17 protein-coding genes are annotated in these 16,491 nt (G+C 67.8%); 7 read left to right on the top strand and 10 right to left on the bottom strand.

The window, feature by feature from the left end; genetic code table 11:
• The first annotated feature begins 14 nt into the window (after nt 1–14).
• Genes ACSFBF_RS31890 through ACSFBF_RS31880 form a run of 3 tightly spaced genes read left to right on the top strand, consistent with a single transcriptional unit; the run spans nt 15 to nt 2,736 of the window.
• On the top strand, nt 15–1,136 hold the full coding sequence (locus tag ACSFBF_RS31890; protein WP_435474189.1) for an ABC transporter permease: 1,122 nt from the start codon (nt 15–17) through the stop codon (nt 1,134–1,136).
• Complete coding sequence (locus tag ACSFBF_RS31885; protein ID WP_435474052.1) at nt 1,133–2,065, top strand: ABC transporter permease; 933 nt, start codon at nt 1,133–1,135, stop codon at nt 2,063–2,065. Before ACSFBF_RS31890 ends, ACSFBF_RS31885 begins: the two co-directional genes overlap by 4 nt.
• Nucleotides 2,062–2,736, top strand: a complete 675-nt coding sequence (locus tag ACSFBF_RS31880; protein WP_435474050.1) for a cysteine hydrolase family protein — start codon at nt 2,062–2,064, stop codon at nt 2,734–2,736. The genes ACSFBF_RS31885 and ACSFBF_RS31880 overlap by 4 nt, the downstream gene beginning before the upstream one ends.
• Before the next feature lies 1 nt (nt 2,737).
• Here ACSFBF_RS31880 and ACSFBF_RS31875 read toward each other — a convergent pair whose 3' ends face one another.
• Nucleotides 2,738–3,496, bottom strand: coding sequence for a hypothetical protein (locus tag ACSFBF_RS31875; RefSeq protein ID WP_435474048.1), 759 nt, complete (start codon nt 3,494–3,496; stop codon nt 2,738–2,740).
• Nucleotides 3,497–3,542: 46 nt separating this feature from the next.
• Between ACSFBF_RS31875 and ACSFBF_RS31870 the strand changes: the two genes are divergently transcribed.
• The 3 genes from ACSFBF_RS31870 to ACSFBF_RS31860 are packed head-to-tail and all read left to right on the top strand — an operon-like array spanning nt 3,543 to nt 5,600.
• A complete protein-coding gene (locus ACSFBF_RS31870; RefSeq protein WP_371127398.1) occupies nt 3,543–4,142 on the top strand; it encodes a LemA family protein in 600 nt (199 codons plus the stop codon).
• Nucleotides 4,143–4,152: 10 nt separating this feature from the next.
• On the top strand, nt 4,153–5,058 hold the full coding sequence (locus ACSFBF_RS31865; RefSeq protein WP_435474046.1) for a TPM domain-containing protein: 906 nt from the start codon (nt 4,153–4,155) through the stop codon (nt 5,056–5,058).
• Between the two features lie 5 nt (nt 5,059–5,063).
• Nucleotides 5,064–5,600 carry a TPM domain-containing protein gene (locus tag ACSFBF_RS31860; RefSeq protein ID WP_435474044.1) on the top strand — a complete coding sequence of 179 codons (537 nt, stop codon included), beginning with the start codon at nt 5,064–5,066 and terminating at the stop codon, nt 5,598–5,600.
• On the opposite strand, the gene pdeM is transcribed toward ACSFBF_RS31860, so the two are convergent.
• Nucleotides 5,597–6,277: a ligase-associated DNA damage response endonuclease PdeM gene (gene pdeM, locus ACSFBF_RS31855; RefSeq protein WP_435474042.1), complete on the bottom strand. Its 681-nt coding sequence runs from the start codon at nt 6,275–6,277 to the stop codon at nt 5,597–5,599. The genes ACSFBF_RS31860 and pdeM overlap by 4 nt on opposite strands.
• A gap of 77 nt (nt 6,278–6,354) precedes the next feature.
• Here pdeM and trxC point away from each other — a divergent pair, with 77 nt between their 5' ends.
• Complete coding sequence (gene trxC, locus ACSFBF_RS31850; RefSeq protein ID WP_435474040.1) at nt 6,355–6,804, top strand: thioredoxin TrxC; 450 nt, start codon at nt 6,355–6,357, stop codon at nt 6,802–6,804.
• A 5-nt stretch (nt 6,805–6,809) separates the two neighbouring features.
• Here trxC and ACSFBF_RS31845 read toward each other — a convergent pair whose 3' ends face one another.
• The 8 genes from ACSFBF_RS31845 to ACSFBF_RS31810 form a co-directional block, all read right to left on the bottom strand.
• Entirely contained in the window at nt 6,810–9,422 is a 2,613-nt protein-coding gene (locus ACSFBF_RS31845; protein WP_435474038.1) for a ligase-associated DNA damage response DEXH box helicase, read from the bottom strand.
• A complete protein-coding gene (locus tag ACSFBF_RS31840; RefSeq protein WP_435474036.1) occupies nt 9,419–11,074 on the bottom strand; it encodes an ATP-dependent DNA ligase in 1,656 nt (551 codons plus the stop codon). Before ACSFBF_RS31840 ends, ACSFBF_RS31845 begins: the two co-directional genes overlap by 4 nt.
• Nucleotides 11,071–12,099, bottom strand: coding sequence for a ligase-associated DNA damage response exonuclease (locus tag ACSFBF_RS31835; RefSeq protein WP_435474034.1), 1,029 nt, complete (start codon nt 12,097–12,099; stop codon nt 11,071–11,073). The genes ACSFBF_RS31840 and ACSFBF_RS31835 overlap by 4 nt, the downstream gene beginning before the upstream one ends.
• Nucleotides 12,100–12,243: 144 nt before the next feature.
• Entirely contained in the window at nt 12,244–12,660 is a 417-nt protein-coding gene (locus ACSFBF_RS31830) for a DUF3617 domain-containing protein (RefSeq protein WP_435474032.1), read from the bottom strand.
• Between the two features lie 77 nt (nt 12,661–12,737).
• On the bottom strand, nt 12,738–13,439 hold the full coding sequence (locus ACSFBF_RS31825; RefSeq protein ID WP_435474030.1) for a phosphatase PAP2 family protein: 702 nt from the start codon (nt 13,437–13,439) through the stop codon (nt 12,738–12,740).
• 82 nt (nt 13,440–13,521) lie between these two features.
• Entirely contained in the window at nt 13,522–14,448 is a 927-nt protein-coding gene (locus tag ACSFBF_RS31820; protein ID WP_435474028.1) for a hypothetical protein, read from the bottom strand.
• Nucleotides 14,449–14,467: 19 nt separating this feature from the next.
• Entirely contained in the window at nt 14,468–15,172 is a 705-nt protein-coding gene (locus tag ACSFBF_RS31815; RefSeq protein ID WP_435474026.1) for a hypothetical protein, read from the bottom strand.
• 170 nt (nt 15,173–15,342) lie between these two features.
• Complete coding sequence (locus ACSFBF_RS31810; protein WP_435474187.1) at nt 15,343–16,470, bottom strand: Gfo/Idh/MocA family protein; 1,128 nt, start codon at nt 16,468–16,470, stop codon at nt 15,343–15,345.
• Nucleotides 16,471–16,491 lie beyond the last annotated feature (21 nt).

Genomic DNA, 16,491 nt, shown 5'->3' with positions numbered 1-16,491 from the left:
CGCTCTCCGTCGACATGGCACAAGCGCCCGGGACCCAGGTGAACTCGCAGCAGCACACACAACCGCTCGCACGTCGCCGCTACGCGCTCGAAATCCGCCAGCACATGGCCTGGCGCTGGCAGACGCTGATCCTCGCGGCGGCATTGCTCGTGGGCTTCGCCATCTCCGCCGCGATCCTCGTGGGCGCGGGTGTGCCCGCCGACGAACTCGCCAACGAGTTCGTGATGCAGACCTTCTTCGACGGCCAGAACTTCCGCGCCGTGCTGTTCCAGGCCGCGCCGATGATCCTCGTCGGCCTCGCGGGCTCCATCGCGTTCCGCGCGCGCTTCTGGAACCTCGGCCTCGAAGGCCAGATGATCTGGGGCGCCATCGGCGCGACCACCGTCTCGATGTGGCAGATCGGCCCCGAGAACCTGCGCCTGCCGCTGATGTTCGCGGCCGCCATCGGCTGCGGCCTGCTGTGGGTGCTGGGCCCCGCGTGGCTCAAGCTGAAGCTCGGCGTGAACGAGATCATCTCGACGCTGATGCTCAACTACATGGCGGCCAACTTCCTGCTGCACCTGGTCTACGGCAGTTGGAAGGACCCGAAGGACAACTTTCCGTACTCGCCACAGTTCCGCGTGTTCGAGCGACTTCCCGAGCTGGGCGCGGGCATCGGCAGCTCGATCGTGCTCGCGGGCGTGGTCGCGCTGCTGGCGTGGTGGCTGGTGAGCGTGAGCCGCGTGGGGCTCTACCTGCGCTTCGTCGATGCGAATCCGCGCGTCGCGCATGCCAACGGCGTGCCGGTGCGGCGCACGATCTACAGCGCGGTGCTGCTGTCGGGCGCGATGGCCGGGCTCGCGGGCTTCGCGGTGGTCGCGGGGCAGGAGGGCCGGCTCACGCAGGCCTTCTATCAGGGCTATGGCTTCTCGGGCATCCTCATCGCCTTTCTCGCGCGCAACAACCCGCTCGCGGCAACGGTGGTGGCGCTGCTGGTGGCGGCGCTCTTCGTCACCGGACGCAGCCTGCAGGTGTTCTACCAGGTGCCGTTCTCGATGGTGCAGCTCATACAGGCGGTGATCGTGGTGTGCGTGGCATCGAGCGACTTCTTCATTCGCCATCGGCTGCGCCGCGTGGGCGGGGAGGCTGCGGCATGAACGGCAGCATCGTCCTGAACTGGCTGGCCAGCACGCCGGACTTCGCGGTGCCTTATGCACTCGCGGCGCTCGGTCTCATCATCTGCGAACGCGCGGGCGTGCTCGCGCTCGGCGCCGAAGGGCTGATGCTGGTCGGCGCACTGGCCGGCATCGGCGCGCAGATCGCCATCGGCCAGCCGGCCGTGTCGCTGGTGCTCGCGATGCTGGCGGCCAGCGCGGTGTCGGTGCTGTTCGCGGTGATGGTGATCTGGCTGCGCGTGAACCAGGTGATTGCCGGGCTCGCGCTGGTGTTCTTCTGCCAGGGGCTCACTGCGCTGGTCGGCTCGATGGCCGACTGGACCAATCACGCCACCGAAGGCATCGGCGCGATGGCGCTGTGGCCGCTGTCGCTGCTGCCGGTCGTGGGTAGGCTTTTCGAGCAGAACGCGATGGTGTGGCTCACGCTGCCTATCTTCGGTGCGGTAGCGTGGTTCTTCGCGCGCACCTCCACCGGCCTGCGGCTGCGTGCGGTGGGCGAGAACCCGCAGGCGGCCGATGCGGCCGGCATCCGCGTGACGGCATGGCGCTTCGCGGCGGTGCTCGCGGGTTCGGCGCTGGTGGGGCTGGCGGGCGCCTACATCTCGGTGGTCAGCACCAAGCTGTGGATCGCGGGCATGACCGGAGGGCGCGGCTGGATCGCGGTGGGCCTGGTGATCTTCGCGCGCTGGTCGCCATGGAAGGCGCTGGTCGGCGCGCTGCTGTTCGGCTGCATCGAGGCGCTGATTCCGCAGCTTGCCGCGGATGGCGTGCAGTTGCCGCAGTACTTCGTGATGATGACGCCGTATGTGGTGACGCTCGGCGTAATGGTGTGGGTCGCGCTCTCTCGGCGCGGTGCCGATGAAGAGCCCGGTGCACTGGGCCAACCCTATGTGAGAGAAGAACGCCGATGAAGGCCTGGGTCTACAACGAGGAGCGCGAGCTCGACGCGGCAAAGTTCGCCGACTACCTGAACCCCGCCACCACCGCGGTCGTCTCCATCGACATGCATCGCGGCCATCTCGACGACAGCCCCGACTGCCCCTGCCCCGCGCCGCGCGCGCGCGACGTGGTGGCGCCCATCGACAGTTTTCATGACGAAGTGCGCGCGCTGGGCGTGCGCATCGTGCACATCAAGTCGGTGCTGCGGCCCGACGGCGTGGACGACATCCGCGGCATTCCGTCCGCGTGGCGGCGCACCTTTCCCCTGCACGTGGGCGAGATTCCGAATGCCGACGCGCACGCCATCGAAGGCTCGAAGTGGACCGAATGGGTCACGCGCGTCGAGCCCGGCGACATGCGCGTGGACAGCAAGCGCCGGCTGTCGGCCTTCTACCCGACCGATCTCGACTTTCTGCTGCGCAACCAGCGTATCGAGACGGTGGTGCTCAACGGCGGCTTTACCGACTGCTGCGTGCTCAACACCGCCTTCGACGCCAACAACCACAACTATCGCGTGATCGTGCTGCGCGACCTGGTGCGCGGCACCGATCCGCATCTGGAGGGCGCGGCGCTCGCGATGGTGTCGCTGCACCTCGGGCTGGTGGTCGATTCGGCTGAACTGCTGCGCCAGTGGCGCGGCTGAATTAACCCGATACGCCGAGCCAGCGCGCGGCCACGGCGGGCATGTCGCCTTGGGCTGCCTGCCACACCATTTCGGGAGCGGCAACGTGCACACCCGGCGGCGCGATGCGCAGCGCCACATCGACCAGCTCCGCCACCTTCGACGCGCGCACCGGCTGCTCGCTGCTCGGCACCATGAAACGCACGACGGACAGCATCCATGCGGCGAGCCGCTCGAGCGGGTTGGCGAACTTCGCATTCACCGGCTTGCGCGCCGAGCGCACGAGGATCACCCGCTCGAAGCCGCAGGCCACCACCGCCTGCTCGTCGAGGCTGGCGAGCCCGCGCTTCAACGCCTCGGGCAGCCGGCCCTGGTCGTGCGGCTGCACGATGGCCAGCGTCTGCACGCCGCAGGCGCGCAGCCAGCGGGCCAGTTCGGGCAAGTCGGAAGGCTCGGGCACCCACAGCGCGCGTTCGCGGTCGTGGTACAGCCGCGGCGGGTCGAAGGCGACGATGGCCGTGTGAGCCGAGGTCAGCGGCCATTGCGCGATCGGCTGGGTCGGGCTCAGGTAGGTTTCAACGCCGCGCAACCCGTCGCGAATCGGCTCGCGCGCCAGCACGCGGGTGTGGGCATGCCGGTGGCTGCCCGCCAACCGCCGCAGCAGCTCCGCTCCCAGCGCACCGGTCGCGCCCGCGATCAGCAGCGTGCCGAAAGCATCGGAAGCAACGGGCAGTACCGCACGGTTGGCGGCCCGCAGGGCTTGTAGAGGGTCGAGGGACATAGAGCCATCTATGCTACCTTCCGGCAATTCTGCGGAGGTAATGCAAATGATGATGAAGCGCTGGCTCTTGATTCTCGCGGCGGTCTTGTCCCTGAGCGGATGCGGCTACAACCAGTTCCAGTCCCTCGACGAGGCCAGCAAATCGGCCTGGAGCGAGGTGCTCAACCAGTACCAGCGGCGCGCCGACCTCGTGCCCAACATCGTGGCCACCGTGAAGGGCGAGGCCAGCTTCGAGCAGGACACGCTCACCAAGGTGATCGAGGCACGCGCCAAGGCCACCTCGATCCAGGTAACGCCAGAGACGCTGAACAACCCCGAGGCCTTCAACAAGTTTCAGCAGGCACAGGGCGAACTTTCGTCCGCACTGTCGCGGCTGATGGTGGTGTCGGAGCGCTACCCCGAGCTCAAGGCCAACCAGGCCTTCCGCGACCTGCGCGTGACGCTGGAAGGCACCGAGAACCGCATCACCGTGGCACGCAACCGCTACATCGAAAGCGTGCAGGAGTACAACGTGCTCGCGCGCAGCTTCCCGACCAACATCACGGCCAAGATCTTCAGCTACGCGCCCAAGCCCAACTTCTCGGTGCAGAACGAGGCGCAAATCTCGACACCGCCGACGGTCGACTTCAGCGCGCCGAAGAAGTAAGCCAGCACCGATGGCCATTGCCGCACTGCTCCGTCGCGCGCTGGCCGCGGTCGTTCTCACGGCCCTGGCCGGGGTCGCGCTGGCCCAGGGCCTGCTGCCGGTGCCCACGCTCACCGCACGGGTGATCGACCAGACCGGCACGCTCGACAGCGCTCAGCGCAACGGCCTCGACACCAAGCTCGCGGCCTTCGAGCAACGCAAGGGTTCGCAGATCGTGGTGCTGATGGTGCCGACCACCGCGCCCGAGGACATCGCCAGCTACACGCAGCGCGTGGGCGACGCCTGGAAGATCGGCCGCAAGGACGTCGGCGACGGCCTGCTGGTGGTCGTGGCCAAGGACGACCGCAAGATGCGCATCGCCACCGCCAAGGCGCTCGAAGGCGCGGTGCCCGACCTTGCGGCCGTGCGCATCATCGACGAGGAAATGAAGCCGCGCTTTCGTAACAACGACTTCGCGGGCGGGCTGAACGCGGCGGTAGACCGGCTCATCGGCCTGGTCGACGGCGAGCCGCTGCCAGAGCCTTCGCGCGACACGGGCGGCAGCGGTGGTGGTGGCGGTGGCTTCGACTGGGAGAACCTCGCGATCTTCCTGTTCGTCGGCGTCTTCATTGGTGCACCGATTGCGCGCGCCGTCCTCGGCAAGAAGCTGGGCACGGTGGTCGTGGGCGGTGGTGTGGGCGTGGTCGTGTTCTTCATCACCACCAGCATCGCCATCGCGGTGATCGCGGCGCTTGTCGCGCTCATCGTCTCGCTGGTCGCAGGCGCCGGGCGGCCGGGCGGCGGCGGGGGTGGCGGCTGGAGTTCCGGTGGAGGCGGTGGCTGGAGCAGCGGCGGTGGGGGCGGAGGCGGAGGTGGTGGTTTCAGCTCCGGCGGCGGTGGCAATTTCGGCGGCGGCGGCGCGTCGGGGGACTGGTGAACACGATGACGACGAAGGCAACCGACACAAGCTTCCTCTCGAAGCTCGGCCGCATCTGGCGCCACCGCTGGATCGACGAGTCCGAGGTTCGCCGTGCGCTGCCCGCGGCCGCGCTGGAGCGCCTTGCAGGCCGCGTGGCCGCGAGCGAGCGGCGCCACAGCGGCGAGATCCGCATCTGCGTCGAGGCCGGCCTGCCGATGTCGTACCTGTGGCGCCATGCACCGCCGCGCGAGCGTGCCGTCACGCTGTTCGGCAAGCTGCGCGTGTGGGACACCGCGCACAACAACGGCGTGCTCATCTACCTGCTGCTGGCCGAACACGCCATCGAGATCGTTGCCGACCGCGGCATCAACGCGCGCGTAGACGATGCCGAATGGGCTGCGATGGCGCAGCGCATGGGCGCGGCCTTTCGCGAAGGGCGCTTCGAGGATGGGCTCACGCAGGCGCTGGAAGAAATCTCGGCCTTGCTGGTGGAGCACTTTCCGCTGGGCGAGGGCGAAGTGGACGTGAACGAGTTGCCGGACGAGCCGGTCGTGCTCTAGCCGTCCCGCGGCGGCACGGCCCACACAGCTGAGCCGCCCACTGCATGGAAGCGCCGCCCCGGCGCCGACTCCATCGACAACCCGCCCGTGAATTCGCCGAAGGCTGGCAGCACGGCCTGCTGCGCATCGCTCACGAAGCACGGCAGCCGCACGCTGTCGCGGCCCGGTCCGTAAAGCCTGCAAACGGGATGCAGGTGCCCCGCGAGCACGAAGTGCGTGGCGTGCGTCTGCGGATGGTGGCAGCAGGCGAACGGCCCGAGCAGAAATGGCTCGTCAACCACCTCGATGCCGAGCGTCTCCGGCGGATCGCCCGCGCGGCTGTCGTGGTTACCGCGCACCAGCGTCATCGCGATTCCCGCATGGCGCGTGCGCCAGGCTTCCACCGCGGCGAGCACCGTGCGCGCCTGCGCCGCGTGCAGGAAGTCGCCAAGGAACACGATGCGCTGCGGTGCGTGCCGTTCGATCAGCACATCGAGCCGTGCCAGGTTCTCCTGCGTGGTGCCGCCCGGCACCGGCTGGCCGAGTGCGCGGTAGGTCGCGGCCTTGCCCAGATGCAGGTCGGCCACGAACAGCACGCGCGCACCGGGCCACCACAGCGCCCGCTCGGGCAGCAGGTGCAGCAACTCGCCCGCCCAGTGGACCGGGAGAGACGATGCGGAGAGGTCTGAAGAGATCACGGTCTGGAAGTGTCGCAAAAGACGCTCTGGCAGGCGACCTCCTTGCAATGCGTCCCGGCAGCCCCCAGTTTCTGCAGATGACCGAATCGCCCCCGCTGCACATCGTCTGCCCGCATTGCCACACGACCAACCGCGTGCGCGCGGCGCAGCTTGGCAGCGCGCCCGACTGCGGCAGCTGCCACCGCCCACTGTTCGCCGGCCATTCGACCGCGCTGCCAGACGAAGCCACCTTCGACCGTCACATCTCGCGCAACGAAATTCCGGTGCTGGTCGACTTCTGGGCACCCTGGTGCGGCCCGTGCCGCCAGATGGCGGCGGGCTACGAACAGGCCGCGGCCCAGCTCGAACCGCGAGTGCGGCTGGCAAAAGTCGATACCGAGGCCGTGCCGGCGCTGGGAGCACGCTTCAACATCCGCAGCATTCCGACGCTGGCCCTCTTCCGCGGCGGCCGCGAAGTGGCGCGGCAGGCCGGTGCGATGGGCGCGGCGGATATCGTGCGTTGGGTGAAGGCGCACGGCGCCGGCTGATCCATTCACAGTGGCGGCAGCGGACGCGAAGGCCGCCTGCGCTCGCGCCGGTCTCTTGACGGCTTGGGCGACTTGCCCGGCCCTTCCTGCCCGAAAGCCAGCGTGCCCTTCACGCGCTCCACGCCACCGGCCGTAACCACACCCCCCGCAGCCTTCTCCAGCTGCTCCACCATGCGCGCAATGCGGTCGGCCACGTTCTCGTTCGACAGCTTCTCGCGGAACAGCTCGACCATCAGCGGAAACGAGAACGGCGTCGGCCGCGCCAGCGGCTTCAGCACAAGCTGCTGCGTGGCCATGCGCGCGAGGCTGGCGCGCAGGCGGCCGATTTCGAGTTCCTGCGAGAGCAGTTCCTGCTCGGCCTGCTGCAGCAGCCTGTTGCCGGGGTCGTACTTGCGGAACACCTCCCAGAACAGCGAGGACGAGGCCTGCAGCTGCTTGCCGCTGCGCTTCTCGCCCGGGTAGCCCTGGTAGATGAGCCCCGACACGCGCGCGATCTCGCGGAAGCGCCGCTGCGCGAGTTCACTCGCGTTGAGCGACGCCAGCACTTCGTGCAGCAACACCGCATGTGCGTCGTCGCCTTCCGGCAGCCGCAGCACCTGCGGCAGCAGCACAGCCCAATCGACCTCGGTCGCGCTCAGCAGCTCGAAGCCGTAGTCGTTGACCGCAATCGAGAAGGTCCGCGCCTCGTGCTGCGCGACACGCCAGGCCAGCAGGCTCGCCAGCCCAAGGTGCACATGTCGGCCCGCGAACGGATACAGGAACAGGTGCGAGCCTTCGCGCGTGCTCAGCGTCTCGGCCAGCAGCGTCTGCGGCGTCGGCAGTGCCGACCACTGCTGCTGTATCTCGAGCAGCGGGCGCACGCATTGCAGCTCGGGTGAATCGTAGTGCCCTTCGCCGGCCAGCGCCAGCTGCTGCACCACCGCATCGGCCAGCGTGTTCGACAGCGGCATGCGCCCGCCGCTCCAGCGCGGCACCGCGGGCCGCTTGCCGCTGGCGCGTCGCACCCAGGCCGTCATGTCGTGGATGCGCACGAGTTCGAGCAGCCGGCCGCCGAACAGGAAGCAGTCGCCGGCCTTCATGCGCGCGACGAAACTCTCTTCGACATTGCCGATCTTCGAGCCGCCGAGGTACTGCACCGACATGCTCGCGTCGCTCACGATGGTGCCGATGTTCATGCGATGCCGCCGCGCGAGCCGCGCATCGGGCACGCGCCAGACGCCCTCTGCATCGGGCACGGCGCGCCTGTAGTCCGGGTAGGCCGCAAGCGAGGGACCGCCTTGCGAGACGAAGTCGAGGCACCACTGCCAGCTCTCGCGCGAAAGGCCTTCGTACGCGGCCGTGCCGCGCACCTCGTCGTACAGATCGTCGGGCATGAAGCCACCGCCGAGTGCCACCGTCACCAGGTGCTGCACCAGCACGTCGAGCGGCTGGTCCGGCGAATGCCGCGCCTCGATGTGCCCCGCCGCAATGGCCGTGCGCGCGGCCGAGCCCTCCACCATCTCCACGCTGTGCGTGGGCACGAGCGTGATGCGCGACGACCGCCCCGGCGCATGGCCCGAACGGCCCGCGCGCTGCAGCAGCCGCGCCACGCCCTTGGGCGAGCCGATCTGCAGCACGCGCTCGACCGGCAAAAAGTCCACGCCCAGGTCCAGGCTCGAGGTGCAGACCACCGCCTTCAGCTCACCGCTCTTCAGACCCAGTTCGACCCACTCACGCACTTCGCGGTCGAGCGAGCCGTGATGCAGCGCGATGAGGCCGGCCCACTCTGGCTTGGCTTCGAGCATGGCCTGGTACCAGATCTCTGCCTGCGAGCGCGTGTTGGTGAAGACCAACGCAGTCTTGCTCGCGGCAATCTCACCGATCACCTGCGGCAGCATCGTGAGGCCCAGGTGCCCGCCCCATGGAAAGCGCTCGGCGGTGCCGGGCAGCAGCGAATCGATGACGAGCTTCTTCGGCACCTGGCCCTGCACTAGCACGCCTTCTTCATTCCCCAGCAGCGCATGCATTGCCTCGTGCAGATTGCCCAGCGTGGCCGACATGCCCCAGATCGCGAGGCCAGTGTTCCAGCGCTTGAGCCGCGCGAGCGCGAGCTGCACCTGCACGCCGCGCTTGTTGCCGAGCAGTTCGTGCCATTCGTCGACCACCGCCATCTGCACGTGGCCGAGCACCTCACGCGCATCGGCACGCGCGAGCAGCAGCGAAAGGCTCTCCGGCGTGGTGACGAGCACCGTGGGCAAGCGCTGGTTCTGCGCGCTGCGTTCGGCAGAGGTGGTGTCGCCGCTGCGCGCGCCCGCGCTCCACGGATGCACTTCGGCGCCGAGGGCTTCGAGCGGTTGCTGCAGCGCACGCAGCGTGTCGGCGGCCAGGGCGCGCATGGGTGTGAGCCACAGCACGGTGAGCGGTGGGGCCGAAGGTCGCGCGCTTGTCTTGCGGGCCTGCGAGAAGGCCTGCAGCGCGCCGAGCCACACCGCGTAGGTCTTGCCCGCGCCAGTGGTGGCATGCAGCAGGCCGGACTTGCCTTCGCCGATGGCCTTCCAGACATCGCGCTGGAATTTGAAGGGCTTCCAGCCGCGCGCGGCGAACCACGCATCGAGCGCCTGCTTGACGGCCTTTTTCATACGGGCAACAACGCCGCCAGCGTCTGCAGGGTGTCCGCCTCTTCCACCGGCTTGTCCTCCCGCCACCGCAGCATCCGCGGAAAACGCACCGCGATGCCGCTCTTGTGCCGCGTGCTGCGCGCGATGCCTTCGAAGCCAAGCTCGAACACCAGCGTCGGCTTCACGCTCTTCACCGGCCCGAAGCTCTCCACCGTGGTCTTGCGGATGATCGCGTCCACGCGCGCCATCTCGGCATCGGTCAAGCCCGAATAAGCCTTGGCGAAGGGCACGAGCTTGCGGTCTTCCTGTTCGGGCGGGCCGTCCCACACTGCGAAGGTGTAGTCGCTGAAGAGGCTCGCGCGCCGGCCGTGGCCGCGCTGTGCGTAGATCAGCACTGCATCGATGCTGAGCGGGTCGATCTTCCACTTCCACCACACGCCGACGTCCTTGGTGCGACCCACGCCGTACTGCGCGTCGCGGCGCTTGAGCATCATGCCTTCGACGCCCATGGTGCGTGCCGCTTCACGCTGGCGTGCGAGATCGGGCCAGTCGGCGCCCGTGAGCATCGGGCTCGGCAGCAGCGAGGGATGCTGCATGCGCGTGACCAGGTCGTCGAGCAGCGTGCGGCGCTGCGACTGCGGCAGTGCGCGCAGGTCACGGCCTTCCCAATCGAGGATGTCGTAGGCCAGCAGCACCACGGGAATGTCGCGAAGCAGCTTCGCTCCCAGCGTCTTGCGGCCGATGCGCTGCTGCAGCTCGGCAAAGGGCTGCACGCGGTCGTCGCGCCACACGACGATCTCGCCGTCGAGCACGGTGCCGTCGGGCAGGGCCTCGCCGAGGACGGCAAGCTCGGGGAAGCGCTCCGTCACCAGCTCTTCGCCGCGCGACCACAGCCACACGACGCCCGCACGCTTGATGAGCTGCGCGCGGATGCCGTCCCACTTCCATTCCACGATCCAGTCGGACGACGGCCCCAGCGCCGCATCGAACTGTTCGAGTGGCAGGTTGAACGGATGCGCGAGGAAGAAGGGGTACGGCTGGCCGCTGGTCTTCTGCACCTGCTCGGCGCCCGACTCGGGGGCGATGAGCGTGCGGTAGTCATCGGCCCGTGGCCGCGCGCCGATGTGCGTGTAGCCCATGAGCCGCTGCGCGACGCGCTTGGCATCGATGCCGCCGACCGCGGCGAGCGCCTGCGTGACCTGCAGCTTCGACACGCCGACGCGGAACGCACCGGTGATGAGCTTGAAATACACCAGCCGCTCTTCGGCCGCGAGCTGCCGCCATTGCGCGCGCAGGCGGTCGGCAAGCTGCTCGGGCGAGGTCTTTGCGGCTTCGCGCAGCGGCAGCAGATGCTGCTCGACCCAGCTTGCGAGGCCAAGATCGTGCGCCTCGCTTGGCGGCGGCAACAGGAGTGCGATGGTTTCGGCGAGATCGCCCACGGCGTCGTAGCTTTCGTCAAACAGCCACTCGGGCAGGCCCGCCGCTTCCTGTGCGAGCGAGCGCAGCAGCTTGGTGGGCACGAGCTGGCGCGGCTTGCCGCCGGCGAGGAAGTAGACGGCCCATGCGGCATCGGCTGCATCGGCCTCGCGCAGGTAGCGCTGCAGTGCCGCCTGCTTGGCGAGACTCGACGTGCTGGCGTCGAGATCACGGTAGAGAGCGGCGAAGGCTTTCATGCCCCTGCCTCCTGATCGTCTTCGTCGCCGTACTCCGTCTTGAAGGCTTGCGCGTCGAGCCCGTTCTCGGTGAGCCATCGCACCATCACCTGCACGCTGCCATGCGTGACGAACACGCGCTCCGCACCTGTGCCCGCAATCGCCTGCTGCAAGCCGGGCCAGTCGGCATGGTCGGACATCACGAAGCCCCGGTCCACGCCGCGCCGCCGCCGGGTGCCGCGCAGTTGCATCCATCCGCTCGCGAACGCATCGGCGTAGTTGCCGAAGCGCTTCATCCACGGCGAGCCTTGCGCGGAGGGTGGTGCGAGCACCAGCGCGCGCTTCAGCAACGCGGCATCGACGCCTTCATCGCTCACACGCAAGGTAGGCGGCAATGCGACGCCCGCCGCTCGGTACACGGCGTTGAGCGGCTCCACCGCCCCGTGCACGACGATCGGCCCGATGCTCGCGTCCACCCCGTGCAGGATGCGCTGCGCCTTGCCAAAGGCATAGCAGAACAGCACCGACGCGCGCCCTGCTTCAGCATTGGCGCGCCACCATGCATCGATCTCCGCGAACAGCACGGCCTGCGTGGGCCAGCGGTAGATCGGCAGGCCGAAGGTCGACTCGGTGATGAATGTGTCGCAAGGCACTGGCTCGAAGGGCGTGCAGGTGCCGTCAGGCTCGGTCTTGTAGTCGCCCGAGGCCACCCACACGCGCCCGCCGTGTTCGAGCCGCACCTGCGCCGAGCCCAGCACATGGCCGGCAGGATGCAGCGAGACGCGCACGCCGTGGTGCTCGATGGCCTCGCCGTAGGCCAGCGTCTGCAGGTCGATGTCAGGGCCAAGCCGCGTGCGCAGCGTGCCGGCGCTGTCGGTGTGGGCCAGGTAGTGCGCATGCCCGGGGCGCGCGTGATCCGAATGCGCATGCGTGATGACGGCGCGCGCCACCGGCCGCCACGGGTCGATGTAGAAATCGCCGGGCGGGCAGTACAGGCCCTCGGGCCGGGCGACAACGAGGAGATCTTCTTCCTGCTTTGCGGGCATGGCACGCCATGGTAGGCGCAGCCGGGCTTGCGCGACAGGCTACGGCTTCTTGGGCCGGTTGTTCATCATGTCGAGCACGTTCATCTTCATGCCGTTGGGCATGACCATATCGCCCGGCTTCTGGTCGGCCTTGCAGGGGCCGATTCACTTGGCTTCCATGACGCTCGCGCCTTCGGCGCGGCCCATCAGCGGCGGGTTGTAAGTCGACTTGCTTTCCATGCGATAGGCCGTGCTGAAGTCGCCGCTCATCACCGCATGCGAGGTGGCGACCGTGTTGCCGATCTTGCAGACTGAGTCCATCACCAGCTTGCCGCCATCGGCGCGCAGTTCCTGCTTGGAGCACATGTCCTTGCCCATGCCCTGGCCCATGTCGCGCAGCGCCTTGTCGCTGGCCGCGTCGATGCACTGCTGCATGGTGTGGCCGGCGCCCTTGCCCGTGGGGTCCCCGGACTGGATCTCCCACAGCCCGGGCTTGCGCGAGGGGAAGTCGACCGCGAACGCGGGGCACGCAACAGCGCTGGCCGCCATGCAGGCAGCGACGGCGGACAAACGGATCTTCATGACGGGCTCCCGTATCGGTGGACGACGATCCTTGGGTTGTACCGTGCGCACCGCAGCGGCGGAATAGCGCAATCGGCCTAAGCCGGACGCGCTTGCTGCGCCGGCGCGAGCACCGGGCCGCGCTGCCGCGTGGCGACACCGAGCGCCACCCCCAGCGCAAGGCCACCCAGCACGTCGATCAGCACATGCTGGCGCACCGCCATCGTCGAATAGACGATGCCCACGGCCCAGGCCACGTTGATGATGCGCAGCCAGGCCGGAGCCCCCACCTCGCGCAGCTGCCGCGCCAGCATGACGCAGGCGAACACCGAGAACGAGACGTGCAGCGAGGGAAAGGCGTTGCCGGCCGAGTCGACCATCTTGAGAAACTGCAGCGAGGTGCCCGGTGCAGCCTCGACCGCGAAGTTGGGAATCGCCGTGGGCATGAACCAGAACACGAGCAGCGCCAGGGCCGTCATGGCCGCGCAGCCGAATGAAAAGCCCAGCAGCTCGCGCTTGTCCTTGGCCAGCAGCACTGGCAGCGCGATGTAGCCCCAGAGCGAGAGATACACCGGCAGCAGCGCCGGCCAGAAAGCGATCAGCCGGTCGACGGCCGTGAGCGGCAGCACCCAGGCCTGGCCTGCGTTCTTCATGATCCAGAAGTACAGCGGGAAGAAGCCGAGGGTGGCGACGGTGTTGCCGACCAGCTTCAGGGGGAACAGCGTAATGCAGCGGCGCCAGAGGGCGCGCAGCCAATGCGTCGAGGAAGGCCCGTCGGCAGAAGAGGAAGAGAAGGTCATGGATGCACCTCGGCGCTGCCGGGTGCATCCACTTTAATTCGCTTTGCTTCCGAAGCCGCCATGCGCTGCCGGCCTGTTGACCTCAGTTGACCGACGAATTTGCCACGGCCGTCGTGCCGCATGTCTCGGCCGACGAAGGGAAAGGCACCGAGATCAGGTCCTCCCTGAGCGTGAGCAACACCCTGCGTGTACAGCGCTCGACAACCAGGCCTGCGCGCTCCACTTTTTCGGTCTTCCCCTCGAAGTAGCGAAAGGACTTCTGCGTGGTCACGTTTCCGGGCAAGGTCTTTGCCGCCATCGAAACAGCAAGGTCGGCAGACTCCCGCATCAACTCGCCCGTAATCTGGCGCAGCCGTGCACCGTTGTCCCGAGTCCAATACGCCACGGAGTCTGACTCGGTCATCGGCGAAGACACGACCTTGATCACCCTCTCGTAAACCGCAGGTCCCGTGGACCCCGGTTTTCGCACCCTCACCGCGTTCTCGAGCACGAGGGCTGTCTGGTCTTGCGTCAATGCAAACACCGGCGCGCTCTCGACCAGCCACTGGGCCTCCGTAGCGCCGCCCGACACGTCCGCCTGCCCGGTTGCTGCCACCTGACTCGCGAGCTCGGCATGCGTGTAGGTGGACAGTACGGCCTTGTAAGGCACCAGCACCTCGTCGGCCTTCTGCTGCAGCTTGGTCTTCTGTGCGTTCTTCGACGATTCGTTGATCAGCCCGTGAGTGATCACCGCAGCAAGAAGACCCGCCGCACTGGGTGCGGGGTAAAGCATCCCGCCGCCACCGACGCCCGCTTCATCGAAGCTGACAACGCCCTTGAAGGCAACGGGACCAGTTCCCGGGAACTGCAGGGACCACCGCGGCAACGGTGCCGCTGCCGGCGCCTTGATGGCTTCGTCGGTCGCTGGCGATGCGGCATCGACCTGCGCGAATGCCGCAGGAGCCAGCATGGCCAGGGAAGCGATCGTTGCACCGGCCAGGGTACGCCCGGCACAAACGATCGAAGTCACCAGCGCCGGCTTTCTACGCTCAAGGCTTCGCGGTGCCATTGAGCGGCTTCAGGACGCTGTCGCGACCCGCTTCCAGTGCCTGGAAATAGGCGTTTGTGAGGCCTGGAAACTTCGGCGGCTCGTCCCATTTGCCGTCGGCGCTGCGGCTGATTTCGATGGGCTGGTACCAGCTGTAAGTGTTGGTCTTGAGGTCCACCAGATAGCTCGAGCCCGAAACCGTGGCCTTGGGATCGCTGGTCGGCACATAGGAAGAATACGGTCGCACATAGCCGACCAAAGGCATGTCGATGATCAGCAGCTTGTCGACGGCGAGCTTGGCCCTAAGCGAGGAAAAATCCTTTCGTGCGGTCGTGGGCACCTCGGTTCTCACGTCAGGCAGGGACTTGAGGTCAATGGGCTCCTTGATGACCACCACATCCATTTCCTTCTTGCGAAGGACGGCTGCAACATCTTCCTTGAGTGCCGACAGATCGTCGTGCGACAGGGTTTCCGCGTGCTTGGTCAGCGACGCATTGGAGGCGCTGGCAAAGGCATAGCACAGGAGGCAGCCTGCGCCGGGAAAGTAAGTGTCGACTTTGGGCAGCGCAGACATCGCCACGCCGACCTTTCCGCTCTTTGCGCTCAATACATCCTGGCTCAAGGCCACTGGCTGCTGTGGCTTGACGGCGCACCCGCTCAGGAAAATACCCACCACCGTCGTTGCGACGACCAGACTCCATCTCATGCTACTTCTCCTCTTTTTGTTGAACCGCAGGATTAGACCCGCAGGAAAGAGAAAGAGAGGCTGTCGATGACGTCAGCAGTCGAAATAAATAGACCAAATAGCGCGAGTCTTCGTGATTTATTTGCTATCAGCAGAGATGGCGGGCGTGGTATTTCCGGATCGACGGCAACTCACCATGACGTCCACTTCCGCTCGCTTCCCGCAGACGCCACCGTACGCTCGATGAAGCGCACGCCGCGCGCGCCGTCTTCCACGCGCGGGTAGTCGGCGGCCAGCGGATCGGCCGGCTGGCCTGCGAGCCGGGCGCGGATGTCCGCAGCAACGCCTGCGTACACGTTGGCGAAGGCCTCGATGAAGCCTTCGGGGTGCCCCGCCGGCAACCGGCTCGCGCGCTGCGCCGACTCGCACAGCCATGGCGCGCCGCGCGTGAGCACGCGCAGGGGTCCGTCATGCGGCAGATGCACCAGCCGGCTCGGCTGCTCCTGGTGCCATTCGAGCGTGCCCAGCGTGCCCGACACGCGCAGGTGCAGGTCGTTCTCCAGGCCGGTGTTGATCTGCGAAGCGATGAGCACGCCACGCGCGCCACCCTCGAAGCGCAACAACAGGCTGCCGTCGTCGTCGAGCATGCGGCCCGGCACCAGCGCGCCGAGGTCGGCGCACAGGCTTTCGATCTGCAGGCCGGTAACGGTGGCCACGAGGTTCTCGGCGTGCGAGCCGATGTCGCCGATGGCGCCTGCCGCGCCGCTGCGCGCGGGGTCGGTGCGCCAGTCGGCCTGCTTGTTGGTGCCGCCTTCGACATGGCTCGCGAGCCAGCCCTGGTTGTATTCGACGACGACCTTGCGGACCTCGCCGATCTGGCCCGAGCGCACCATCTCGCGCGCCTGCCGCACCATCGGGTAGCCGGTGTAGTTGTAGGTGACGCCGAACACCGTGCCCTGCTTTGCCACGGTCGCGACCAGCGCATCGGCCTGATCGCGCGTGTGCACCAGCGGCTTGTCGCACACCACATGGAAGCCCGCTTCGGCAAAGGCCTGCGCCACCGGAAAGTGCACGTGGTTGGGCGTGACGATCGACACGAAGTCGATGCGCTCGCCCGCCGGGCGCTTCAGCTCGTCGGCCAGCAGCGCCTGCCAGTCGCCGTGGTTGCGGTCGTCGGCCAGGCCGAGGTCGCGGCCCGAGGCACGCGCCTTGTCCGGGCTCGACGACAGCGCGCCGGCAACGAGTTCGATCTGGCCGTCGAGCGCCATGGCCTTGCGGTGCACGCCGCCGATGAAGGCGTCGCGGCCGCCGCCGACCATGGCGTAGCGGAGCTTGCGTGA

The organism is Variovorax nivicola (genome assembly GCF_051216475.1).
Taxonomy (GTDB): domain Bacteria; phylum Pseudomonadota; class Gammaproteobacteria; order Burkholderiales; family Burkholderiaceae_C; genus Variovorax.
This window is presented reverse-complemented; position numbering and strand designations above follow the sequence as displayed.